Genomic DNA, 21,274 nt, shown 5'->3' on the forward strand with positions numbered 1-21,274 from the left:
GGGGGACCCTGTGGGAGAGTAGGACGCCGCCGAACTAATTTTGATAAACAGAGAACCCCCGTCCGGGGATACCGGGCGGGGGTTTTCTGCGTTTACGGCACCTGCGAACAAGACGGCCGTAAGGTTCACAGTGGACTATGAGATGGTGTTCGATCCGGCGAGGCGGTCCGCCTAGTCGCGCCTAGTGGTACGGGCGTGCCGAGCGGGCCGTTCGCAGAGCCTGGGCCCACCAGTCGAGTTGGTCGAGCAGGACCTTGGCGGCCTCGGTTGCGCCCTGCGGTCCGTCCTCGGTGAAATGGTCGGCGGTGACACGGTGGAAACTGACGCCGTCGCGGACTGTGACGGCATGCAGCTCGGCGAAGACCAGGCGCAGTTGCTCCACCGCGCGGAGGCCGCCGCCAAGACCTCCGTACGACACGAAGCCCACCGGCTTGGCCTGCCATTCCGTGCGGTGCAGATCGATGAAGTGCTTCAGGTGCGCCGGGAAGCTGTGGTTGTACTCAGGGGTGACGATCACGTAGGCGTCGGCGGCGTCCACGCGGGCGGCCAGCTCCGCCTGCTCGGGAGTGTGGACGTGGTCCCAGCCCGGGTGGTTGTCGGGGAGGCTCAGGTCGGTCAGGTCGATGACGTCGAAGTGGGTGCCGGGGGCGTGCGTGCGGGCCTGTTCGGTGAACCAGGCGCCCACCGTCGGAGCGAGGCGGCCGTCCCGGGTGGAGCCGATGACGATCGCTACGCGGAGCGGGGCGTGGGTGCCGATGCCGGTGCCCGTGACGGTGTTCGTGTCGGTGTCCGTGTCGGTGTGGGGCATGGTGGGGTCCTTGTCTGGAGGGGGGCGGATGGTGTGCGGGCCACTCTGCGGGTGAGCAGGGAGTGGGTGAGGGCCGCCAAGGCTGTCAGCAGGCCCGTCACTGTCCAGAGGGTCATGCGCCACGCCGCCGTGAACTCCTCCGCATGGCCACCCGCGCCTGCTGTCACCCGGGCCGCCAGCGAGCTGGAACCGACCCGCGACTCGACCGAGGCGAGCAGCAGTGCGCCGAAGACTGTCAGCGTGACGGCGCCGGTGCCGCCGCGGACCGTGTTGAGGAAGCCCGACGCCATGCCGACCTCGGACGGGGCGACCATCGACATGGCCTGCGCGTCGATGATGCCGAGGGACAGGCCCTGACCGGTGCCGATGGTGAGCAGCGGGCCCGCGAGCGCGGCGACGGACACACCGGGGTGCAGGGTGGTGAGCCAGGCGTTGCCCGCGGCGATCAGGAGCAGGGACAGGACCAGGAGGCGGCGGGCCGGTGTGCCGCGGTTGACCAGGCGGGCGCCGAGCGGGGGCAGGGCGAGGATCGGCACCGTCATCAGCAGGAGCGTCAGCCCTGCCGCGCGGGCCGTGGTGCCGTTGACGCCCTGGAGGTAGGTGGGCAGGAAGGTGAGGACGCCGGTGGTGCCCGCGCCGAGGCCGAAGGACCCGACCGCCCAGCCGAGGAACGCCGGGTTGCGGGCCAGGGCCAGATCGAGGACGGGGCGTCCGGTGCCGGAGCGGGTGAGGCGCTGCTCGATCCGGACGAAGGCGATGAGCAGGGCGAGGGCGGTGAGGGCCGGCAGCAGCGTCTTTGGCGCAGTCCAGCCGGACTTGGAGCCCTGGGTGACGGTGAAGAGGGCGAGAGCGAGGCCCGCGATGAACGTGGCCGCGCCCCCCTTGTCCACGCGGGGCCGCGTCTCGGCGCGGGACTCGGCCATCAGACGGGTTCCGGCGAGGATGACCAGGCCGACAGCGACGTAGGACAGGAAGGTGGCGCGCCAGCCGAGCGCGTCGACGAGCCAGCCGGAGAACGTCGGGCCGAACGCGAGTCCCAGCCCTGCCGTGGTGCCCAGCGAGGCGAAGACGCGGGTGCGGGCGGCGCCGGTGAAGGTCGCGGCGAGCAGGGAACCGCCCGCGGCCATCACACCCGCGGCGCCGACGCCGGCGAGGACGCGGGCCGCGTCCAGGAGCAGGATGTGCCGGACGAGGGCGGAGGCCAGGGTCGCGGCCGTGTAGAGCGCGGCGCCGGCGCTGAGGATGCGGCGGCGGCCGTAGAGGTCGCCTAGCGAGCCCGCGACCAGCATGAAGGAGGACGCGGCGAGGAAGTAGCCGACGACGACCCACTGGAGTGCCGCGCCGCTCGCGCCGAGGTCCGCGCCGATGCGCGGGAGGGCCACTGTGGTGCCGGACATGGCCATGGGCAGTGTCAGCATGCCGAGCAGGACGACGGACAGCGTGACGGCCGGGCGGCGACCGCGGGAGGCGGGGACCGCCGAAGCCTGGGGTTCGGTTGCCATGGCAGTAAAGTACAACCGTCGTTGTAATAAGTGCAACGGTCGTTGTACCTAGGTCTCCGTGCCTAGGCTGGGCGGGCGGTGACGGACGGGGACGAAGGAGACGAAGAGCGGGATGGCGGATCAGGACGGGCGCGGCGCTCGCAAGGGCACGGCCGAGAAGCGGGAGGCGCTGCTTCGTGGGGCGCGTACGGTGTTCGGGCGCGAGGGGTACACGCGCGCGGGCATCGACGAGATCGCGGCGGAGGCCGGTGTCTCGACCCGTACGCTCTACAACCACTTCGGCGGCAAGAAGAACCTGTTCCGCGAAGTACTGCTGGACAGTGCGGCGAGCGTCACCGCGGCCCATGTCGCCCTGATCGAGCGGCACTTGGGCAAGGTCACGGACATCGAGCAGGACATCGCCGCCCTCGCGCACGAATGGCTGGGGCGGCGCGGCGAGCACGCGCCGCACATGCTGCTCGTGCGGCAGATCATCTCGGAGGGCCCGCATCTTCCGGCCGACGTCGTCGAGGAGTGGCAGCGGATCGGGCCGCGCGCGGTGACGGAGGCGGTGCGCGAACGGTTCGTGGAGCTGGGCCGGCAGGGGCTGTTGGCGGTCGACGAGTCCAATGCGCTGGAGGCCGCGCGGTATTTCACCCTGCTGACCGCGGGTTCGGTCACCGTGGACACGTTTTTCGGGGTCGTGCCGATGCCCCCGGAGGAAGTCGGGGCCCGGGTGGACAGCGGAGTGCGCGTCTTCCTTCGGCTGTACGCCCCCTGACCGGGGCGGGCTGCTCGTGCCTCAGCCCTGGGTGGCCGGGAGGTCGGCGTCGGGCCAGCGGCTGCGGCCCTGCTCACGGGAGCGGAGCAGGGCCAGGGTCAGCAGGCCCCGGTCCGCTCCGGTGGCCAGCAGCTCCGGGAGCTGCGGGAGCGGGGCCACTGCCGCGACGTCGTCCAGGACGAGCGTCATTGGTGGGTCGAGCCGACCGGCGGTTGACCGTTCGGCCATCCGGCGGCCGTGCTCGACCACGCTTGAGACGAGGGCCGTCAGCAGGGGCATCGCGCCCGGGTTCGCCTTGGGGTCCTCGATGGCTTCACCCACCACATAAAGCGTGCCCCCTTCGTCCACGAAAGAATCCAGGGTGAGCGAATCGGTTCGATTTGGGGTGCAGGCTTCCCGGATGTGGATGGAGGACAGCGCGGAGAGGGCGCGGGCCGTCAACTCCTGCGCGATGTCCCGGCGTTCGGGGTGCGAGGTGAGAGCCGCCTCCAGTTCGCCGGCCGCGCCCGCGGCTGCCTTGGGGCTGGTGCGCAGTACGCGTACGGCGTCCTGGATCTGGTTGCCCTGGGCCCAGCGGTGGACGTGCCGGAACGGTTTGCCGTCGACTGCCGCCGCGTGGAGGTAGCTGCGCAGCAGCGTTTCGGCGGTCTCGGCCACCGCGGAGTCCAGTTTCGCCGTCGGTCTCGTCGGGGCGAGGAGCGCTGCCGCCCGGCTGGTGGCCGTCGCTCTGTCCTCGCAGCCCGTGGCGGGGTTCCAGTGCATACGGGCCGGGGTGTCGCACCGGTGGGTCGGGTCGTACAGGAGGACCGGGCCGAGTTTCGCCCGGGCGTCCTTGGTCTCCTCCCAGACCCTGGGGGCCGAGGTGACGACGAGGGCGGGGCCCTCGGCGTCGTGGATCGCCTGGACGGCCAGGGGGTGCCGATCGGTGGGAGGACCGAGGAGGAGCGGGCCTCTCGCACTGCGTGGGCCGGGGACGGGGGTGGGGGCGGCGACCGCGACCGGGGGCGTCGGTTCGGGCGCGGCGGACGGGGTGGGAGGGTCGGGCGGCGGCGCCGTCGCCGCACCCGTGGAGGCCGTGACCGCGGTGACCGCGGTGACCGCCGGGGTCGCCGGGGTCGGTGGCACCGGGCCCGCTGTCGTTGCCGCTGTCGATGTCGATGTCGATGTCGATGTCGTTGTCGTTGCCGATGTCACTGTCGGCTCGGGTTTCGGGGTGCGGTCCGCTCGCCGTACCGCGCGCCATCTCGCCACGGTCCCGGCCACGAAGATGGCCAGCACCACCAGGATCATCAACTGTCCGATGAGCAGGCCCCAGAAGAGCCCGTACCCGGAGAGTTCCGCCCTCGGGGTGTTCGGCCAGGCGCCCGGGATGTCGTGCGGCTTGGCGATCAGGTACCGCATGGCCAGCGGCGTATGGCCGAACGTCACATTGCTCGGCCACGCGCCCTTGGTGAACAGGCCCGCGAGGCCCGTCGCCGACCACACCATGATCGTCATGCCCAGCAGGAACGCCAGGACACCGATCAGCAGCCCGTCGGGAACACCCCGGCCGCGCTGCTCGTCGCGATAGCGCCGTTCGTCCCGCATCGTCATGCCACCGTGGACTCGGAGGTGTCGTTGAGCCGCTGCTCGACGAAGGCCGCCGCCCGTTCCTCGGCCTCCAGCTCCGCGGCGTGCAGCGCGTCCTCGGCGAGCGTGGCGTCGGAGGACTCGGTCATCGCGCGGTCGGTGAAGACCAGGGGCCGTTCCGTCTCGGTGATCAGGTGTTTGACCACCTGGACGTTGCCGTTGACGTCCCAGACCGCGATGCCGGGCGTCAGGGTGGGGATGATCTCCACGGCCCAGCGGGGGAGGCCGAGGACGCGGCCGGTGGCCCGCGCCTCGTCCGCCTTCTGGGCGTAGATCGTGCGGGTCGACGCCATCTTGAGGATCGCCGCCGCCTCCTTCGCCGCCGCCCCGTCCACCACGTCGCTCAAGTGGTGCACGACGGCCACGAAGGACAGGCCGAGGCGCCGCCCGAACTTCAGCAGGCGCTGGAACAACTGCGCCACGAAGGGCGAGTTGATGATGTGCCAGGCCTCCTCGACCAGGAAGATGCGCTTCTTGCGGTCCGGGCGGATCCAGGTGTGTTCCAGCCAGACGCCGACGATCGCCATGAGGATCGGCATCGCGATCGAGTTGCGGTCGATGTGGGAGAGGTCGAAGACGATCAGCGGGGCGTCGAGATCGATGCCGACCGTGGTCGGGCCGTCGAACATGCCCCGCAGGTCACCGTCGACAAGGCGGTCGAGGACCAGCGCGACGTCCAGGCCCCAGGCCCGTACGTCCTCTATGGCGACGTTCATCGCCTCGGCCGACTCCGGCTCGGGGTGGCGGAGCTGCTCGACGATGTCGGTCAGGACGGGCTGGCGCTCGGTGATCGTCTCGTTGACGTACGCGTGGGCCACCTTCAGCGCGAAACCGGACCGCTCGTCGAGACCGTGGCCCATGGCCACCTCGATGATGGTGCGGAGCAGCGCGAGCTGGCCGGTCGTCGTGATCGCCGGGTCGAGGGGGTTGAGGCGGATGCCCATGTCCAGGGCGGCGGTCGGGTCGAGCCGGATGGGAGTTATCCCCAGCTCCTGCGCGATGAGGTTCCATTCGCCGACCCCGTCCTCGCCCTGCGCGTCGAGGACGACGACCTGCCGGTCGCGGAACCGCAACTGCCGCATGACGTACGTCTTCTCCAGCGCGGACTTGCCGTTGCCGGACTCGCCGAGGACCAGCCAGTGCGGGGCGGGCAACTGCTGTCCGTAGAGCTGGAAGGGGTCGTAGATGTAGCCCTTGCCGGAGTACACCTCGCGGCCGATGATCACGCCGGAGTCGCCGAGGCCGGGGGCGGCGGTCGGCAGGTAGACGGCCTGGGCCTGGCCCGTCGACGTACGCACCGGCAGCCGGGACGTCTCCACCTTCCCGAACAGGAAGGAGGTGAAGGCATCCGTGAGGAGGGACAACGGATCCCGCATGTGCAGCGCCTACCTTCTGGCCTTGGGGGACACGGGATTACCGTCGGATGCCGGTGGCGAACGGCAAGGTGTTCACGAACGCCCTGTGGTGCTCCCGGTCGCACCATTCCAGCTTCAGGTACGACTTTCCGGCCGACGCCCGGATGGTCCGCTTGTCGCGGGCGAGCGCGTCCGGGTTGCGGGACGAGACGGTGATGTAGCCGACGAGGTTGACCCCCGCCGCTCCGCTGGCCAGGTCCTCGCCGCGCTGGTCGAGGCGGCCGTGGGCGGCGATGTCGCGGGGGTCGACGGTCCGGTTCATCTTGGCGGCGCGGGACGCCTCCGCCTCGTCGTTGGTCTTCTCCGTCAGCATCCGCTCGATGGCGACCTCCGTCGGCTCCAGGTCCATCGTGACGGCGACGGTCCTGATGACGTCCGGGGTGTGGACGAGGAGCGGCGCGAGGAAGTTGACGCCGACCGGCGTCATCGGCCACTCCTTCACCCAGGCCGTGGCGTGGCACCAGGGCGCGCGCGTCGACGACTCCCGCGTCTTCGCCTGGAGGTAGGTGGGCTCCATCGCGTCGAGCTCGGCCGGCCAGGCGTTGCGCTTCGTCATTGCCTGGATGTGGTCGATGGGGTGGTCCGGGTCGTACATGGAGTGGATCAGGGAGGCGAGCCGTCCCTGGCCCAGCGGCTGCCGTACGCGGATGTCGGCTTCCTGGAGCCGCGAGCAGATGTCGGTCAGCTCGCGCGCCATGACGACGGCGAGACCCGCGTCCCGGTCGATCTTCTTTCCGGCCTTGGGGCGGGTGGCACGCGCCATCGCGTTGGCCTCGGCGGCCAGCTCGCGGGTGAAGTGCATGCAGGCCACGAGGTAGGCGCGGTGCTGCTCACTGCTGGTCGACACCATGGACTGGAGCTGGTCGTACGACTCCTGGAGCCAGCCCGGGGCGCGGTCGTCGCCGCGTACGGCCACGTCCTTGGCGTGCGCGTCCGGGTCGGCGGGCAGGGTGCGGGCGAGCATCTGGAGGCGGGTGACGAACCCGTCGCCGTTGGCCACGTGCTTCAGCAGGGTGCCGAACCGGTCGACCAGCGCCTCCTGGTCCTCGGAGTCGCGCAGCCCGACGCCGGGGCCCTCGATCTCGATGGCCGCGGTCACGGTGCGCCGGTCCGCGTGCAGCAGGACGGCGATCTCGTCCGGGCCGAACGGCGCGGCCAGCCACGTGAGGCGCCCGATCCCCGGCGGCGGCCCGACCTCGACCTCACGCCCGTCGAGCCGGACCCCGGCCTCCATCGCCCGCGAGCGATAGGTGGTGCCGCGCTTGAGGGAGCGCTTGTAACTCCGGTTGATCTCGAACCACTTGTAGAAGGTGCGGTGCTTGTACGGGACGTAGACCGCGGCGAGCGCGATGAGCGGGAAACCCATCAGCAGCACGATCCGCAGGGACAGGACGGGGACGAGCAGCCCGCACATCATGCCGAGGAACGCCCCGCCGATGATCAGGGCGATCTCGCCGGACTCGCGGTTCCTGCCGACGATCGCGTTCGGCCGGGCCCGGCCGATCAGATATGTACGGCGGGGCGTGACCGGGGGGGACACATGGGACTGGGTCGTCAACGCCCTGCACCTCCTTGCGGATTGCCATTGCTGGTGGGACCTGAATTGCCTCCCCCGCCGCCGCGGTTACCGGCGTGGGGGGTGTTCGTGGGGCTCGTACGCGGCGGCGGAGCGGCGGAGGGGACAGCTCCGCCGCCACCGGCCGGACGTGTGCTGTGCGCGGCGACACCGCCGGACAGCGGGTTGCCGGGGCGGGCCTGGGCCGACCCGCCCTGGCTGCCGCCGCCGCTGTCCGAACGGGCACTGTGGGTCTTGATGCCCTGCGAGACGAGCGAGGCGGGTGAGGTGAACGCGGCGGCGGCCTTGCCCTCGGCGCCCTGCATGATGCGGTTCTTGCGGACGTTGGCCATCTCGTCGCCGAAGCCCGGGACGAAGCGGTAGATCATGGAGCTAGCGAAGATGGCGAGCAGCACGATGGCGAGGCCGGAGACGATGGCGGCCAGCGAGTCGGGGCCTTCGTCGCTGCTCGACAGCGCGCCCGCCAGGCCTAGCACGATCACGATGACCGGCTTGACGAGAATGATGGCGACCATGATCCCGACCCAGCGGCGGACATGGCCCCACAGGTTCTTGTCGACGAGCCCCGAGTACACGACGACGCCGAGCAGAGCGCCCACGTACAGCAGCACGGCGCGCAGATACAGCTCCAGGTAGAGCACGCCGGCCGCGACGATGGACACCAGCGACACGACGATCAGCATGATCGGGCCGCCGCCGATGTCGTTGCCCTGTTTCAGGGCCTCGGAGAACGTGCCGAAGAACGTCTCCGTCTGGTTCCCCGTCGCCTTCGCCAGGACGTCGGTGACGCCGTCGGTGGCGGACACGACGGTGTACAGGATGAGGGGCGTGAACGCCGAGGCGAGGACGGTCAGCCACAGAAACCCGACCGCCTCCGAGATCGCCGTGCCCAGCGGCACGCCGCGCACGGCCCGCTTCGCGACGGCCATCAGCCACAGGAGGAGGGTGAGGACGGCTGACGCGGCGAAGACGACGGCGTACTGCTGGAGGAACTTCGGGTTGGTGAAATCGACGTCGGCGGTCTCACGGACGGCTTCGCTGAGCTTGTCGACGGTCCACGAGGCGGCCTCGGCACATCCCTTGGCCAGGCTGGCGAGGGGGTCCAGGGGGTTGGTGGTGTCCGGGGGCATGTCGCCGCCAGAGGTCCCACCGGTGCCGCCGCCGTTGTCGTCGCGGGTGCAGTACTTCTTGGCAGGGCCCGCAATGAGACTGCACGGGTCGTCCTCGGGCGCCGCGAAGGCACGGGCGGACAGGAGGAACGCCGCCGTCTGTACGGCACTGAAAGCGGCGACGAACTTGAGGGCGCGGCGTGGGCTATCGGGCATAGGTGAACCCTCCGAAGTCCTTGACCGCGTCGCCGATCTCGTCGGAGCCGGAAATGGGGTTGTCACCATTGACCGGTGTGGGACCGGTCTTTTGGCTCGTTTTGAGGATCTTCCAGTCGCCGTCGCTCCACTGCAGTTGCAGGGTCACCGTGAACCAACTGCTCGTCACCGGGTTCTTGGAAGAAGCGCCGGTCAGGCCGAACAGACCATTGCACCAGACCTCGACGGTGGACCGGTTGCTGGTGTACCCGGTGACCTTGGTGCCGGCGGGCAAAGTGCGGTTCACGAACGTGGTGCCCGCTGGGGCACGCCCGTCCGCATCGAGACCGACAGACTTGAGGAACGAAGTTGAGTAGTCGGCGTCGAAACCGGCCTGGAGGCGGTCGCGGGCACTGGGATCGGACAACTGCTGGACGATCTTGCGGCGCTCATCCGCGCGGAACATCCCGTCCCCGCCCAACTGCACCGCATAATTCGCCGCAGCCGACTGCACCCCCTGCTCGTCATGGGCGAACCCCGAACTCACCGGCTTCGTGCCGGTCGGGGCCGTCGGGGAGGCTTTCGGGTTGGCGCCGGAGTTGCCGGAGCCGCCGGAGGCAGGGTCGTCGCCGCCCCGGTTGGCGAAGGCGATCGCCGCGACGAGGAGCACCACGACGCCGACGACCATGACCACGGAGCGGGACGGCGACCGGCCAGATCTGCGCGGGCCCCCGTAGCCGTCGCCACCCTCGGGGAGCCGGGTCCGGGTCTGGCCGGAACCGCCGTAGAGGTCGTCGTCATGCCGGTCGTCGAGACTCATCGTGCGCACGTCCCCTCAACCTTGTGCCGAACCGCCGTATACGACGGTAGCCGTGCTGGTTCCCGCGCGGGCGCGGAGTGGTGACTCGACATCAGGGAGACGCAACCTCAGCCGGTGGGCACGACGGGACGGGTGGTGTGGGGTGTCCGGGGGAGTGGGGGAGTGGGGGAGTGGGGGAGATGGTTGTGCCCTAGACGGCCATGCCGTACACGATCGTGAAGAGGGTGCCCAGGGATCCGATGATGAAGACCCCGGTGAGGCCCGCGATGATCAGGCCCTTGCCTTGTTCGGCGCTGAAGGTGTCGCGCAGTGCCGTCGCCCCGATTCGTTGCTTGGCCGCGCCCCAGATCGCGATGCCGAGGCAGAGCAGGATGGCCACCGCCATCACCACCTCGATCATTACGCGTGCCTCGTTGCCCAGGCTCCCGAACGGGCCCCAGTCGGGGGCGATCCCGCCGATGATGGTCGTGATGTCGCCTTTTTCGGCTGCCAGCAGCATGTGTAACTCACCGCCCCATGTGGGTAGTTCTGTCGCCCCCGCCGCAGCGCAGAGGTCAGGCCCATTCTGGACCAGATCGGCGCCGATGCCTGCACACTTGGCGCCATTCGTTGGCCGAGTTCCTACGCTCCCGCATGTGACGGGCCGTCTCGCGAGGCGGTTCCGTATACGCGGGAATGTATGGTCACTCTGTGTATCACGCCTGGTCACGCCGGGCAATGACGGTCCGCGGTGTCCGCCGTCGGGCTCCGGTCGGGGGTGGCTCGGTGAAGTGCCGGTCAGGCGGACGGACCGGTTCTATGCTGTGGAGCGGTGGACTCCCGTGCGGCGAGAGGCGGTTGACGGTGCGTAAGGCCTGGATCGTCGCGGGATCGGCTGTCGCCGGGGGGACGGGGTTCGTAACTCTTCTGGTCCTCGGTACGTACATGGCGGCCGGAAGCCTGACCAACGGGGTGGGGCAGGGGGCCGTAGGGCTGGCCAAGGGGGCGGTACCCGCCGCCTATCAGCCACTGGTGCAGAAGTGGGGCAATCTGTGTCCCGCCATCAATCCGGCGCTGCTCGCCGCGCAGCTCTACCAGGAGAGCGGGTTCAACCCGCGGGCCAAGTCGCCGGCGAAGGCGTACGGCATCGCGCAGTTCATCATCGGGACCTGGGCCGCGCACGGCGTGGACGGGGACGGGGACGGGGACCGCGACATCTGGGACCCGAACGACGCGATCCCGTCGGCGGCCTCCTACGACTGCAAGCTCGCCTCGTACGTGAAGGACGCGCCCGGGGACGCGACGAAGAACATGCTCGCCGCGTACAACGCGGGGGCGTACGCCGTCATCAAGTACAAGGGCGTGCCGCCGTACCGCGAGACGCAGAACTACGTGAAGACCATCACGACGCTGGAGCGGAGTTTCGCCCGGCCGGTGGGGCGGGTGCAGCCGTCGCAGCAGGCCGCGGCGGCGATCTACTACGCGCAGAAGAAGCTGGGGACGCCGTATCTGTGGGGTGGGAACGGGACGGCCGACCAGGGCGGGCGGTTCGACTGTTCCGGGCTGACCAAGGCCGCGTACGCGTCGGTGGGGGTCGGGCTGCCGCGCGTCGCCAACGACCAGTACAACGCGGGGCCGCACCCCAAGCGGGACGAACTGCTCCCTGGGGACCTGGTGTTCTTCTCGGACGATCTGAGCAACAGCCGCGCCATCCGGCATGTCGGGATCTACGTCGGGGGCGGATACATGATCGATGCGCCGCGGTCCGGGGCGGTCATCCGTTTCGACCCTGTCGACACGCCGGACTACTTCGGCGCGACCCGGGTCACCGAGGACGGCGCGCGGGCACTTCCGAGCGAGTCGCCCGAAGTGTGACGTGGCTTGAACTCTCCGTTAACGCCCGGTCCTGAGCTGCGGCTTTGCATCTCTCTTCGGTAACGTCTGCGTGATCATTCGGTGGAGTGTGGAACGTAGGGAGTGGGACCGTGCGTTCCTTTTGCTGAACCGGAAAAAGACCACGGGGGTGGCTGAGGACGAAGGGGCCGTTGAACCATGGCTGGACTCGAGGCGCTCGAGAGTTCCGGATCCAACCCTGACGTCTCGCTGCTCTACGACATCAACGGGCTGACGGACGACACCCCGGGCTGGCTCGACCGGGCCATGGAGTTCGTCGGCGAGTACGGGATCCTGCTCGGGCTCGTGCTGGTGGCGGTGTGGTGCTGGTGGGGCGCGCGCAAGCGAGGCGCCCTGGACGACGCCGCCTCGTCGGTGGCCGCCGTGGTGTGGGCGCCGCTCGCGGCGGGCGTCGCGGTCCTGGTGAACGTGCCGATCCGGTCCTTCGTCGAGCGGCCACGGCCCTTCAAGGACCATGACGGCCTGACCGTCCTCGTGGACGGGAAGAACGACTTCTCGTTCGTCAGTGACCACGCGACGCTGGCGATGGCCATGGGCGCCGCGCTGTTCGTCGCCAACCGCAAGCTCGGTCTGGCCGGAATCGCGCTGGCCCTGATCGAGGGGTTCTGCCGGGTGTTCATGGGCGTGCACTACCCGACCGACGTCATCGGCGGGTTCGCGCTCGGCACCGCTGTCGCGCTGCTGCTCTCGCCGCTCGCGTCGGCGCTGCTCACGCCGGTGGCCAGGGCGATCGGGCGCTCCCGTGCGGCCTGGCTGGTGTGGTCGCCCAGGGCCGCGGCACCGGCGCGGGGCGCGGTGGAGTTCCCTGAGGCGCGGGGTTCGTCGGGCTCCGCCGCCGAGCGGGACCTGGCCGCCTAGTCGTCGTACCGGTCGTACCGGTCGTACCTGTCGTTGTCGTGCCGGTCGTAGGAGCTGTCCTTCGTGGTCCGGAGCAGGGCGAGGCCCGTGGCTCCCGCGACCAGGGCCAGGGTGGCGGAGGCCGCCGCCAGGGGCCCGGCCGCGGAGTGCGGCGCGCCGTCGTCGAGGACGGCGGCCGTGGTGGCGCCCAGCGTGAGGACGGCGACGGTGGCCGCGACTATTCGGGGAGTGTTCATGGGTCCAGCGCACCCCCGCGCCGGACTCCGGGCCACCCGGGGGAGTGGCGGGTGGTCCATCCGGGCGGCTACAGCGCCTGCGGGAAGCTGAAGAAGCCCGACGGGTCGTACTGGCGCTTCACCTTCGTCAGGCGGTCGGCGGCGGCGCCGTAGTAGGCCCGCTTCCAGTCCGTCAGGGTCGGATCGGTGTAGTTCTGGTACGCGGCCCCGGAGGCGTAGGGGCGCATGGCCGTGTGGGCCTTTTTCAGCCAGTCGCGGGCGGCTGTCCCGGAGGTGCCGGCCCGCCACGACACGATGTACTGCGCGAGCATCCGCGAGCGGCGGTGGACGAACGCCGTGGCCGTCGGGTCGACCCGGTTGATCGCGCCGCCGAGCGCGGTGAGGGCGACGGAGCCCGCGCCCGCCGTCACCGTCTCCATCTGCCGGAGCAGGGCGCGCACGCCCGCGTCCGACAGCGAGCGGTCGAAGAAGTCGGAGTGCGCCGCGTACGTCTCGCGTTGCAGGGCGCCCTGCGGGGAGCGGCCGGGGGTGGCGCCCGGCAGATGGCACTGGGCGTCGGAGGAGAACGCCGAGCAGCCCGCGTAGACCTCCATCGACTCCTCGTAGGAGCGGCGCCTGAGCGAGACCGAGGCGGCCGGGCCCGGACCGCCGGGGCCGTCGGCGAGGCGGTCGACCGCGTTCTGGAGTTCGGTGTAGGTGCCGAGGGAGAAGGCGGCGACCGAGACGGTGGGGCGGCCGTTCGCCGCGTTCGCCACGTGCAGCGACGACCAGATCTCGTCGGGCTGGTCCGGGCCCCACTTCTGCCACGCCTTGAGGACGGTGGCCGCCTTCGACCAGGGCCACGTCATGTACGCGGAGACGCCCTGCGGCGCGGGGTGGGTCTTGAAGCGCAGCTCGGTGACCACGCCGAACTGGCCGTTGCCCGCGCCGCGCAGCGCCCAGAACAGGTCCTTGTTCGTGGTGCGGTCGGCGGTGAGCTGGGTGCCGTCCGCCGTGATCAGTGTGGCCCGGGTGAGGCTGTCGCAGGTCAGGCCGTAGGCGCGGGACACCACTCCGTGGCCGCCGCCGAGGGTGAGGCCGGAGATGCCGACCGTGGGGCAGGAGCCCGCCGGTATCGTGACGCCCTTGGCGGCGAGCGCCCGGTAGACGTCGATGAGCTTGGCGCCCGCGCCGACCACGGCCTCGTTCCCGAAGACGCGGACCGTCTTCATGCGGGACACGTCGAGGATCAGCCGCCCGTCGCCCGAGGACCAGCCCGCGTACGAGTGGCCGCCGTTGCGGATCGCGACGGGTATGTGGTGGGCGCGGGCGTACGCGAGGCTCGTCCGCAGGTCGTCGGGTCCGGCGACGTACGCGACCGCGCTCGGCCGCAGCGTGTCGAAGCGCGTGTTGTAGAGCTGGCGCGCCGCCGCCCACGCCGACTCGCCGGGGCGGGTCAGGGTGCCGTCGAGGTCCTTGGCCAGTCCGGCCAGGTCGGCGGCGGCGCGGGTCGTCGTGGAGGCGCTCGCGCTCCTGGAGCGGAGCGGCGCCGATGCCGCTGACGACGCGGGCGCCGACGGGGCGCCGCCGCCCGAGGTGCAGGCGGAGGTCAGACCCGCGGTGAGCGCGGCCGTCGTGGCCGATATGAACGTACGCCGCTGCATGCCGTGTCTCCCTCGGCCACCGGATGCCTTCCGGGTTACGAGACGAGATCCGGGAGCGGAGGGTTCCCCTCGACGTGGTCCGCCGCGTCCGAGCGGGCCTTGCTGCGCGCCCTTCTGGCGGGGCCGCGCCAGCCGCAGGTGCACCGGGCGAGACAGAACCGCCCCTGTTCCGTGACCGTCGTCGTGTGCTCGTGCTCGTGCCGCTGCTGTGCCACCCGGCCACGGTAGCGGGCCCACGTGAACTCCCCGGCCGCGTGACGGGCGTCCCTACTCGTCGTTAACCGGGCATAGCGGGGCCGCATACGCACGGACGGGCTTGGGGGTAGACAAGCGATGGTGGTGCAGCACAGGCGCCCGGCCGGCAGAGCGGCGGCGGCCGTGGCCGCGGCGGCCCTCATGGCGGGTGCCGCCGGGTGCGGCGGCGGAGCGAAGGCGGGTGACCGGGACGCGGATGCGGCCCGGGCCGTGCGCCAGGCCGCCGACCGGCTGGTCCGCGAGGGCAGTTCCCAGGCGCGTACGTCGATGGAGATGGCCAGTGGCGGCACCCGGGTCACCGTCCGGGGCGAGGGCGTCTACGACTACCGCAAGGGGCTCGGAGAGCTGAAGGTGCGGCTGCCGCAGGACGCGGCGGGCGCGCAGGAGCACCGGCCCATCACCGAACTCCTCGCTCCTGGCGCCCTGTTCATGAAGAACCGGGGCGCGGGGGTGCCCGCCGACAAGTGGGTGCGGGTGGAGACCGCGTCGCTGACGGACGGCAACCTGGTCACGGGCGGCGCCACCGACCCGCTCGTCGCGGCCGAGCTGCTGCGCGGCGCACGCGAGGTGACGTACGAGGGGGAGAGTGACGTCGCGGGTGTGCGGACCCGGCACTACAAGGGGGTCGTCGATCTCGGCGCCGCCGCCAGGGCCGCGTCGGCGGGGAGCCGGGGTGCGATCGCCGCGGCGGCGAAAGGGTTCGGCAAGGGGCCGGTGCCGTTCGACGTGTACCTGGACGGCGACGGGCTCGTCCGTAAGCTGCGGCACCGGTTCAGCTTCGCCAACGCGCAGGAGAAGAAGGGCGTCGCGGTGGCGTCGACGACCCTGCTGTCCGGGTTCGGGGCGCCCGCGAGCGTCCGGCTGCCGCGCAAGGCGGACATCTTCGCGGGCGAGGTCGCCGAGGGGTACCGGAAATAGGGGTTCTGGAGGGGCCGGAAATGGTTCTTCCGTGCCATGCGCGGTCCGTAGGGCGCTCCCTACTCTGGGAAGTCGACCGACCATGGTGGAAGAGGTGATGAGCGTGGCTCCCGTAGGTACGGCGGTTCAGGACCACGTCGCCCTCGCCGAGATCGAGTTGTGCGGTGAGTTGATCATCGCGGCGTCGGCCGTTCCCGAGGGGCGGCTGGGCGTGGACCGGATCGACGAGGTGCTGCGGGTCGCCGAGGCGCTGCCCGGCGGGTCGAACGGCGAGGGCCGGGACTGAGCGGAAGGACCCGGGCCCGGACCCCGCCCGCGGGACTCCTCAGGTGCGCAGCAGCCGGGCGATCGCCTTGGTGGCCTCCTCGACCTTGGCGTCGATCTCGTCGCCGCCCTTGACCGCCGCGTCGGCGACGCAGTGCCGCAGGTGCTCCTCCAGGAGCTGGAGGGCGAAGGACTGGAGGCCCTTGGTGGAGGCGGACACCTGCGTGAGTATGTCGATGCAGTAGACGTCCTCCTCGACCATGCGCTGGAGGCCGCGGATCTGGCCCTCGATGCGGCGCAGGCGCTTGAGGTGCTCGTCCTTCTGGTGGTGGTAGCCGTGGATGCCCCGGTCGTGGTCGGTCACGATCTCGGCGGCGCCGGCCGAGACCGGCTGTGCGGCGTCGGCCGCCGTCTGGCTCGCGTCCGTGGTCATCGTGTCCGACCTCCCGTTGTGGATGCATATACCCCCGGTGGGTATATGGTACCGAATTTTCGGCGGGTCCGGCCGGTTCCCGGGACCCAGTGCTGATCACTGTGCCCGATGGGCGACACTGGGGGAACGCCGGTTAGCCGTGGCCGGATGATGCGCCTAGCATCAGCCTGACCGAATCCAGAGCACCCCGAGGACCCCACGTGCGCTTTCGTCTGACCCCCAGGGAGACGAGCTTCTACGACATGTTCGCCGCATCCGCGGACAACATCGTCACGGGCTCGAAGCTCCTGATGGAACTGCTCGGCGCGGACTCCTCCGCCCGGGCCGAGATCGCGGAGCGGATGCGGGCAGCCGAACACGCCGGTGACGACGCCACCCACGCGATCTTCCACCAGCTCAACTCCTCGTTCATCACGCCGTTCGACCGCGAGGACATCTACAACCTCGCCTCGTCCCTCGACGACATCATGGACTTCATGGAGGAGGCCGTCGACCTGGTCGTCCTCTACCAGGTCGAGGAGCTTCCGAAGGGTGTGGAGCAGCAGATCGAGGTCCTGGCGCGCGCTGCCGAGCTGACCGCAGAGGCCATGCCGAACCTGCGCACCATGGCCAACCTCACCGAGTACTGGATCGAGGTCAACCGCCTCGAGAACCAGGCCGACCAGATCCACCGCAAGCTGCTCGCCCAGCTCTTCAACGGCAAGTACGACGCCATGGAAGTCCTGAAGCTCAAGCAGATCGTCGATGTGCTGGAAGAGGCGGCCGACGCCTTCGAGCACGTGGCCAACACGGTGGAGACCATCGCCGTGAAGGAGTCCTGAGGCCGGCTCATGGACACCTTCACGCTGATCGTGACGATCGCCGTCGCGCTCGGATTCACGTACACGAACGGCTTTCACGACTCCGCGAACGCCATCGCCACCTCCGTCTCCACCCGTGCCCTGACGCCCCGCGCGGCGCTCGCCATGGCCGCGGTGATGAACCTCGCCGGTGCCTTCCTGGGCAGCGGCGTCGCCAAGACGGTCAGCGAGGGGATCATCGCCACCCCTGAGGGGCAGAAGGGGATGGGCATCCTCTTCGCGGCGCTGGCCGGCGCGATCGTGTGGAACCTCATCACCTGGTACTTCGGGCTGCCCTCGTCGTCCTCGCACGCCTTGTTCGGCGGCATGGTCGGCGCGGCGACGGCCGGGGGCACGACCGTCTACTGGTCCGGGGTGCTCGACAAGATCGTCATTCCGATGTTCACGTCGCCGGTGATCGGTCTCGTCGTCGGTTACCTGGTGATGACCCTCATCATGTGGCTGTTCCGGCGCTCCAACCCGCACAAGGCCAAGCGCGGGTTCCGGATCGCGCAGACCGTCTCGGCGGCCGGTATGGCGCTGGGCCACGGCCTCCAGGACGCGCAGAAGACCATGGGCATCGTCGTCATGGCGCTGGTCATCGGCGGTCATGAGACCTACGAGGACCCGATCCCGGTCTGGGTCAAGATCGTGTGCGCCGTCATGCTGTCGCTCGGCACCTATGCCGGTGGCTGGCGGATCATGCGGACCCTCGGTCGCAAGATCATCGAGCTGGACCCGCCGCAGGGGTTCGCCGCGGAGACGACGGGGGCCTCGATCATGTTCGGGTCGGCCTTCCTGTTCCACGCGCCGATCTCGACCACGCACGTCATCACCTCCGCGATCATGGGCGTGGGCGCCACGAAGCGGGTCAACGCCGTGCGCTGGGGTGTCGCGAAGAACATCGTGGTGGGCTGGTTCATCACGATGCCGGCCGCGGCGCTCGTCGCCGCCGCGAGCTACGGGATCGTCTGGCTGGCCTTCGCTTAAGCGCTGCCCAGGCCCCTTGGACAAGTGAGAGCCCGCCCCCCTACCGGGGGCGGGCTCTCGTGCCTCGTGGCGGCACCGCCATGCAGCGCCACGAGGAGTCGATGGGGCGGGTGGGCTATCCGAAGCGGCCGGAGATGTAGTCCTCCGTGGCCTGGACCGACGGGTTGGAGAAGATGCGTTCCGTCTCGTCGATCTCCACGAGCTTGCCGGGCTGGCCGACCGCCGCGAGGTTGAAGAACGCGGTGCGGTCCGAGACGCGGGCCGCCTGCTGCATGTTGTGCGTCACGATGACGATCGTGAAGCGCTCCTTCAGCTCCCCGATCAGGTCCTCGATGGCGAGGGTGGAGATCGGGTCGAGGGCCGAGCAGGGCTCGTCCATGAGGAGGACGTCGGGCTCGACCGCGATGGCGCGGGCGATGCACAGACGCTGCTGCTGACCGCCGGAGAGGCCCGAGCCGGGCTTGTTGAGGCGGTCCTTGACCTCGTTCCAGAGGTTGGCGCCCTTGAGGGACTTCTCGACGACGTCGCTCAGTTCGGACTTCTTGTACTGGCCGTTCAGTTTCAGGCCCGCCGCCACGTTGTCGAAGATCGACATGGTGGGGAAGGGGTTGGGGCGCTGGAAGACCATGCCGACGGTGCGGCGCACGGCGACCGGGTCGACGTGGGAGCCGTACAGGTCCTCGTCGTCCAGGAGCACCTTGCCCTCGACGCGACCGCCGGGGGTGACCTCGTGCATCCGGTTGAGAGTGCGCAGGAAGGTCGACTTGCCGCAGCCGGAGGGGCCGATGAAGGCCGTCACCGAACGGGGCTCGACCGTCATCGAGATGTCCTCGATCGCCTTGTGGGAGCCGTAGAAGGCGGTAAGTCCGCTGACGTCGATTCGCTTGGCCATGGTGGGTTCACTTCCGGTGTTCGGGTCGCTGAGGACACAGGTGCCGCGTCAGCGGCCCGTCTTCGGGGCCTTCCAGCGGGCTACGCCGCGGGCCACGAGGTTGAGGATCATGATGAAGGCGATGAGGACCAGGGCCGCGGCCCAGGCGCGGTCGTACGCCGCCTCGTTGCCGCCGCTGCTCGCGTACTGCTGGTAGATGTACAGCGGCAGCGAGGCCTGCGGCCCGTCGAAGGGGTTCGTGTTGATCAGCGGGTTGCCGAAGACCAGCAGGAGCACCGGGGCCGTCTCGCCCGCGATACGGGCGACCGCCAGCATCACGCCGGTCAGGATGCCGCCGAGCGACGTCGGCAGGACGACCTTCAGGATGGTGCGCCACTTCGGGACGCCGAGTGCGAGGGAGGCCTCGCGCAGCTCGTTGGGTACGAGCTTGAGCATCTCCTCGGTGGAGCGGACCACGACCGGGATCATCAGGATGGACAGCGCCATCGAGCCGGCGAAGCCGGAGTAGCCGAAGCCGAGAATGAGGATCCAGAAGGAGAGCACGAACAGGCCCGCGACGATCGACGGGATGCCCGTCATGACGTCGACGAAGAAGGTGACGGCCTTGGCGAGCTTGCCGCGGCCGTACTCGACCAGGTAGATCGCCGTCAGCAGGCCGATCGGGACCGAGATCAGGGTGGCGAGGCCGACCTGTTCCAGGGTGCCGAGGATCGCGTGGTAGATGCCGCCGCCGGGCTGGTAGGCGGTGACGAAGCCCATCGAGTGCGTCAGGAAGTACGGGTCGAGGACCTTGACGCCGCGCTTGACCGTCTCCAGGACGAGGGAGGCGAGGGGGAGCACGGCCAGCAGGAAGGCGACCCAGACGACGCTGGTCGCGGTCCTGTCCTTGGCCTGGCGGGTGCCCTCGATCTTGGCGGCGAGGCCGTAGGTGACGAGGACGAACAGCAGGGCGGCGAGCAGCCCCCACTGGATGCGGCTGTCGAGACCCGCGGCCAGGCCGATCCCGCAGCCCGCGACGATCGAGCCGAGCGCGATGGCCCAGGGGGACCAGCGGGGCAGGCGCGCGGCGCTGAGGGAGGAGGGGCGCTTGGCGGGCGCGGGGGCGGGTGCGGTGGCGTGGCTCATGCGTTGGCCCCCGAGTACTCCTTGCGGCGGGCGATGATGTACCGGGCCGCGCCGTTGACCAGCAGGGTGATGACGAACAGGACGAGGCCGGAGGCGATGAGGGCGTCGCGGCCCTGGTCGTTGGCCTCGGAGAACTTCGCGGCGATGTTCTGCGCGAAGGTGCCGCCGCCCGCGTCGAGCAGGCTGAGGTGGATCAGGAAGTCGGGGGAGAGGACCGTGGCGACGGCCATCGTCTCGCCGAGCGCGCGGCCGAGGCCGAGCATCGACGCCGAGATCACTCCGGAGCGGCCGAAGGGGATCACCGACATGCGGATGACCTCCCAGCGGGTGGCGCCGAGGGCGAGGGCCGCCTCCTGGTGCATCAGGGGGGCCTGCCGGAAGACCTCGCGGGAGACGTTGGTGATGATCGGCAGGATCATGACCGCGAGGAGGACGCCGACGGTGAACAGGGCGCGCGGGGGGCCGTCCTGCCAGGAGAAGACGCCGGTCCAGCCGAGGTAGTCGTCGAGCCAACTGAACAGGCCGGTCATGTGCGGCACCAGGAAGAGGGCGCCCCACAGGCCGTACACGATGGACGGCACGGCGGCCAGCAGGTCGATGACGTAGGCGATGAGTCCGCTCAGCTTCTTCGGCGCGTAGTGCGTCAGGAAGAGCGCGATGCCGACGGCCACGGGGACCGCGATCAGCATGGCGATGATCGAGGTGACGATCGTGCCGAAGGCGAGGACGGCTATGCCGAAGACGGGTGGGGTCGCGGTCGCGTTCCACTCGAAGGTGGTGAGGAAGTTGCCCTCGTTCTCGGAGAGGACCAGCGAGGCGCGGTAGGTGAGGAAGACCGCGATGGCGGCCATGATCACGAGAAGCAGGATGCCCGAGCCGCGCGAGAGACCGAGGAAGATCCGGTCGCCGGGGCGGGTGGCGCCGCGGGCGGCGCGCTTCTGCTGGGCCGGGGTGGGGCGATCGGCGGGCGCGGGTGGCGCGGATGGCTGTGTGGCGATGTCCATGAGTTCTCCGGTCTGCGAAGTCCCGGGCCGCGTCAGGGGATGGGGCGCGGGGACTTCTGGCGGCGGTGCACCGGACGGTGCGGGCCGCCGGGCTCGTGGCCCGGGCGGCC

Annotated in this window: 22 protein-coding genes; 7 read left to right on the forward strand and 15 right to left on the reverse strand. The window is 70.2% G+C overall.

The genetic code is table 11. The features are described from left to right. Nucleotides 1–181: 181 nt before the first annotated feature. A complete protein-coding gene (locus ACIRF8_RS00005; RefSeq protein WP_404209221.1) occupies nucleotides 182–808 on the reverse strand; it encodes an NADPH-dependent FMN reductase in 627 nt (208 codons plus the stop codon). After that, nucleotides 730–2,310, reverse strand: coding sequence for an MFS transporter (locus ACIRF8_RS00010; protein ID WP_404209223.1), 1,581 nt, complete (start codon nucleotides 2,308–2,310; stop codon nucleotides 730–732). The genes ACIRF8_RS00005 and ACIRF8_RS00010 overlap by 79 nt, the downstream gene beginning before the upstream one ends. A 112-nt stretch (nucleotides 2,311–2,422) precedes the next feature. Here ACIRF8_RS00010 and ACIRF8_RS00015 point away from each other — a divergent pair, with 112 nt between their 5' ends. After that, entirely contained in the window at nucleotides 2,423–3,070 is a 648-nt protein-coding gene (locus ACIRF8_RS00015; RefSeq protein WP_404209225.1) for a TetR/AcrR family transcriptional regulator, read from the forward strand. A 21-nt stretch (nucleotides 3,071–3,091) separates the two neighbouring features. On the opposite strand, the gene ACIRF8_RS00020 is transcribed toward ACIRF8_RS00015, so the two are convergent. From ACIRF8_RS00020 to ACIRF8_RS00045, 6 genes are all read right to left on the reverse strand, one after another. Then, on the reverse strand, nucleotides 3,092–4,657 hold the full coding sequence (locus tag ACIRF8_RS00020) for a type IV secretory system conjugative DNA transfer family protein (RefSeq protein ID WP_404212180.1): 1,566 nt from the start codon (nucleotides 4,655–4,657) through the stop codon (nucleotides 3,092–3,094). A 2-nt stretch (nucleotides 4,658–4,659) separates the two neighbouring features. Further along, nucleotides 4,660–6,075: an ATP-binding protein gene (locus tag ACIRF8_RS00025; RefSeq protein ID WP_404209227.1), complete on the reverse strand. Its 1,416-nt coding sequence runs from the start codon at nucleotides 6,073–6,075 to the stop codon at nucleotides 4,660–4,662. Between the two features lie 37 nt (nucleotides 6,076–6,112). After that, nucleotides 6,113–7,672 (reverse strand): SCO6880 family protein, encoded by a 1,560-nt coding sequence (locus tag ACIRF8_RS00030; protein ID WP_404209229.1) that lies wholly within the window; start codon nucleotides 7,670–7,672, stop codon nucleotides 6,113–6,115. Continuing rightward, entirely contained in the window at nucleotides 7,669–9,015 is a 1,347-nt protein-coding gene (locus ACIRF8_RS00035) for a hypothetical protein (protein ID WP_404209231.1), read from the reverse strand. The genes ACIRF8_RS00030 and ACIRF8_RS00035 overlap by 4 nt, the downstream gene beginning before the upstream one ends. After that, nucleotides 9,005–9,814, reverse strand: a complete 810-nt coding sequence (locus ACIRF8_RS00040) for a hypothetical protein (protein WP_404212182.1) — start codon at nucleotides 9,812–9,814, stop codon at nucleotides 9,005–9,007. The genes ACIRF8_RS00035 and ACIRF8_RS00040 overlap by 11 nt, the downstream gene beginning before the upstream one ends. Before the next feature lie 190 nt (nucleotides 9,815–10,004). Further along, entirely contained in the window at nucleotides 10,005–10,313 is a 309-nt protein-coding gene (locus ACIRF8_RS00045) for a hypothetical protein (protein ID WP_018527881.1), read from the reverse strand. Between the two features lie 344 nt (nucleotides 10,314–10,657). Here ACIRF8_RS00045 and ACIRF8_RS00050 point away from each other — a divergent pair, with 344 nt between their 5' ends. Both ACIRF8_RS00050 and ACIRF8_RS00055 read left to right on the forward strand, forming a co-directional pair. Continuing rightward, on the forward strand, nucleotides 10,658–11,668 hold the full coding sequence (locus tag ACIRF8_RS00050) for an NlpC/P60 family protein (RefSeq protein WP_404209233.1): 1,011 nt from the start codon (nucleotides 10,658–10,660) through the stop codon (nucleotides 11,666–11,668). Between the two features lie 177 nt (nucleotides 11,669–11,845). Then, nucleotides 11,846–12,565, forward strand: coding sequence for a phosphatase PAP2 family protein (locus ACIRF8_RS00055; protein ID WP_404209235.1), 720 nt, complete (start codon nucleotides 11,846–11,848; stop codon nucleotides 12,563–12,565). Here ACIRF8_RS00055 and ACIRF8_RS00060 read toward each other — a convergent pair. From ACIRF8_RS00060 to ACIRF8_RS00070, 3 genes are all read right to left on the reverse strand, one after another. After that, the gene (locus ACIRF8_RS00060) at nucleotides 12,562–12,801 is read right to left on the reverse strand and encodes a hypothetical protein (protein ID WP_404209237.1); all 240 of its coding nucleotides are present in this window, start codon (nucleotides 12,799–12,801) and stop codon (nucleotides 12,562–12,564) included. The genes ACIRF8_RS00055 and ACIRF8_RS00060 overlap by 4 nt on opposite strands. 68 nt (nucleotides 12,802–12,869) lie before the next feature. Beyond that, on the reverse strand, nucleotides 12,870–14,444 hold the full coding sequence (locus tag ACIRF8_RS00065; protein WP_404209239.1) for an FAD-binding oxidoreductase: 1,575 nt from the start codon (nucleotides 14,442–14,444) through the stop codon (nucleotides 12,870–12,872). A 35-nt stretch (nucleotides 14,445–14,479) separates the two neighbouring features. After that, a complete protein-coding gene (locus ACIRF8_RS00070; protein WP_404209241.1) occupies nucleotides 14,480–14,659 on the reverse strand; it encodes a hypothetical protein in 180 nt (59 codons plus the stop codon). 118 nt (nucleotides 14,660–14,777) lie between these two features. Here ACIRF8_RS00070 and ACIRF8_RS00075 point away from each other — a divergent pair, with 118 nt between their 5' ends. After that, nucleotides 14,778–15,617 carry a hypothetical protein gene (locus tag ACIRF8_RS00075; RefSeq protein WP_404209243.1) on the forward strand — a complete coding sequence of 280 codons (840 nt, stop codon included), beginning with the start codon at nucleotides 14,778–14,780 and terminating at the stop codon, nucleotides 15,615–15,617. A 97-nt stretch (nucleotides 15,618–15,714) separates the two neighbouring features. Continuing rightward, complete coding sequence (locus ACIRF8_RS00080) at nucleotides 15,715–15,903, forward strand: hypothetical protein (RefSeq protein WP_404209245.1); 189 nt, start codon at nucleotides 15,715–15,717, stop codon at nucleotides 15,901–15,903. 39 nt (nucleotides 15,904–15,942) lie between these two features. On the opposite strand, the gene ACIRF8_RS00085 is transcribed toward ACIRF8_RS00080, so the two are convergent. Next, nucleotides 15,943–16,314, reverse strand: coding sequence for a metal-sensitive transcriptional regulator (locus tag ACIRF8_RS00085; RefSeq protein WP_404209247.1), 372 nt, complete (start codon nucleotides 16,312–16,314; stop codon nucleotides 15,943–15,945). A gap of 200 nt (nucleotides 16,315–16,514) precedes the next feature. On the opposite strand from ACIRF8_RS00085, the gene ACIRF8_RS00090 reads away from it, so the two are divergent. Then, entirely contained in the window at nucleotides 16,515–17,135 is a 621-nt protein-coding gene (locus tag ACIRF8_RS00090) for a DUF47 domain-containing protein (RefSeq protein WP_268772062.1), read from the forward strand. A 9-nt stretch (nucleotides 17,136–17,144) separates the two neighbouring features. Then, nucleotides 17,145–18,143 carry an anion permease gene (locus tag ACIRF8_RS00095; RefSeq protein WP_404209250.1) on the forward strand — a complete coding sequence of 333 codons (999 nt, stop codon included), beginning with the start codon at nucleotides 17,145–17,147 and terminating at the stop codon, nucleotides 18,141–18,143. Between the two features lie 115 nt (nucleotides 18,144–18,258). Here the strand turns inward: ACIRF8_RS00095 and pstB are convergent, their stop codons facing one another. From pstB to pstC, 3 genes are read right to left on the reverse strand one after another with little or no spacing between them, the layout of a single operon-like run. Next, nucleotides 18,259–19,035 (reverse strand): phosphate ABC transporter ATP-binding protein PstB, encoded by a 777-nt coding sequence (pstB, locus tag ACIRF8_RS00100; protein ID WP_404209252.1) that lies wholly within the window; start codon nucleotides 19,033–19,035, stop codon nucleotides 18,259–18,261. A gap of 48 nt (nucleotides 19,036–19,083) precedes the next feature. After that, on the reverse strand, nucleotides 19,084–20,160 hold the full coding sequence (gene pstA / locus ACIRF8_RS00105; protein ID WP_404209254.1) for a phosphate ABC transporter permease PstA: 1,077 nt from the start codon (nucleotides 20,158–20,160) through the stop codon (nucleotides 19,084–19,086). Continuing rightward, on the reverse strand, nucleotides 20,157–21,164 hold the full coding sequence (gene pstC / locus ACIRF8_RS00110; protein WP_404209256.1) for a phosphate ABC transporter permease subunit PstC: 1,008 nt from the start codon (nucleotides 21,162–21,164) through the stop codon (nucleotides 20,157–20,159). Before pstC ends, pstA begins: the two co-directional genes overlap by 4 nt. Nucleotides 21,165–21,274 lie beyond the last annotated feature (110 nt).

Source organism: Streptomyces sp. NPDC102406, assembly GCF_044765725.1.
In the GTDB taxonomy this organism is placed as follows: domain Bacteria; phylum Actinomycetota; class Actinomycetes; order Streptomycetales; family Streptomycetaceae; genus Streptomyces.

Bases quoted from the DNA above. Each gene is read 5' to 3' on its own strand.
- ACIRF8_RS00005 (WP_404209221.1), bottom strand. From the start codon at position 808: ATGCCCCACACCGACACGGACACCGACACGAACACCGTCACGGGCACC.
- ACIRF8_RS00010 (WP_404209223.1), bottom strand. From the start codon at position 2,310: ATGGCAACCGAACCCCAGGCTTCGGCGGTCCCCGCCTCCCGCGGTCGC.
- ACIRF8_RS00015 (WP_404209225.1), top strand. From the start codon at position 2,423: ATGGCGGATCAGGACGGGCGCGGCGCTCGCAAGGGCACGGCCGAGAAG.
- ACIRF8_RS00020 (WP_404212180.1), bottom strand. From the start codon at position 4,657: ATGCGGGACGAACGGCGCTATCGCGACGAGCAGCGCGGCCGGGGTGTT.
- ACIRF8_RS00025 (WP_404209227.1), bottom strand. From the start codon at position 6,075: ATGCGGGATCCGTTGTCCCTCCTCACGGATGCCTTCACCTCCTTCCTG.
- ACIRF8_RS00035 (WP_404209231.1), bottom strand. From the start codon at position 9,015: ATGCCCGATAGCCCACGCCGCGCCCTCAAGTTCGTCGCCGCTTTCAGT.
- ACIRF8_RS00040 (WP_404212182.1), bottom strand. From the start codon at position 9,814: ATGAGTCTCGACGACCGGCATGACGACGACCTCTACGGCGGTTCCGGC.
- ACIRF8_RS00045 (WP_018527881.1), bottom strand. From the start codon at position 10,313: ATGCTGCTGGCAGCCGAAAAAGGCGACATCACGACCATCATCGGCGGG.
- ACIRF8_RS00055 (WP_404209235.1), top strand. From the start codon at position 11,846: ATGGCTGGACTCGAGGCGCTCGAGAGTTCCGGATCCAACCCTGACGTC.
- ACIRF8_RS00060 (WP_404209237.1), bottom strand. From the start codon at position 12,801: ATGAACACTCCCCGAATAGTCGCGGCCACCGTCGCCGTCCTCACGCTG.
- ACIRF8_RS00065 (WP_404209239.1), bottom strand. From the start codon at position 14,444: ATGCAGCGGCGTACGTTCATATCGGCCACGACGGCCGCGCTCACCGCG.
- ACIRF8_RS00075 (WP_404209243.1), top strand. From the start codon at position 14,778: ATGGTGGTGCAGCACAGGCGCCCGGCCGGCAGAGCGGCGGCGGCCGTG.
- ACIRF8_RS00080 (WP_404209245.1), top strand. From the start codon at position 15,715: ATGAGCGTGGCTCCCGTAGGTACGGCGGTTCAGGACCACGTCGCCCTC.
- ACIRF8_RS00085 (WP_404209247.1), bottom strand. From the start codon at position 16,314: ATGACCACGGACGCGAGCCAGACGGCGGCCGACGCCGCACAGCCGGTC.
- ACIRF8_RS00095 (WP_404209250.1), top strand. From the start codon at position 17,145: ATGGACACCTTCACGCTGATCGTGACGATCGCCGTCGCGCTCGGATTC.
- pstB (WP_404209252.1), bottom strand. From the start codon at position 19,035: ATGGCCAAGCGAATCGACGTCAGCGGACTTACCGCCTTCTACGGCTCC.
- pstA (WP_404209254.1), bottom strand. From the start codon at position 20,160: ATGAGCCACGCCACCGCACCCGCCCCCGCGCCCGCCAAGCGCCCCTCC.
- pstC (WP_404209256.1), bottom strand. From the start codon at position 21,164: ATGGACATCGCCACACAGCCATCCGCGCCACCCGCGCCCGCCGATCGC.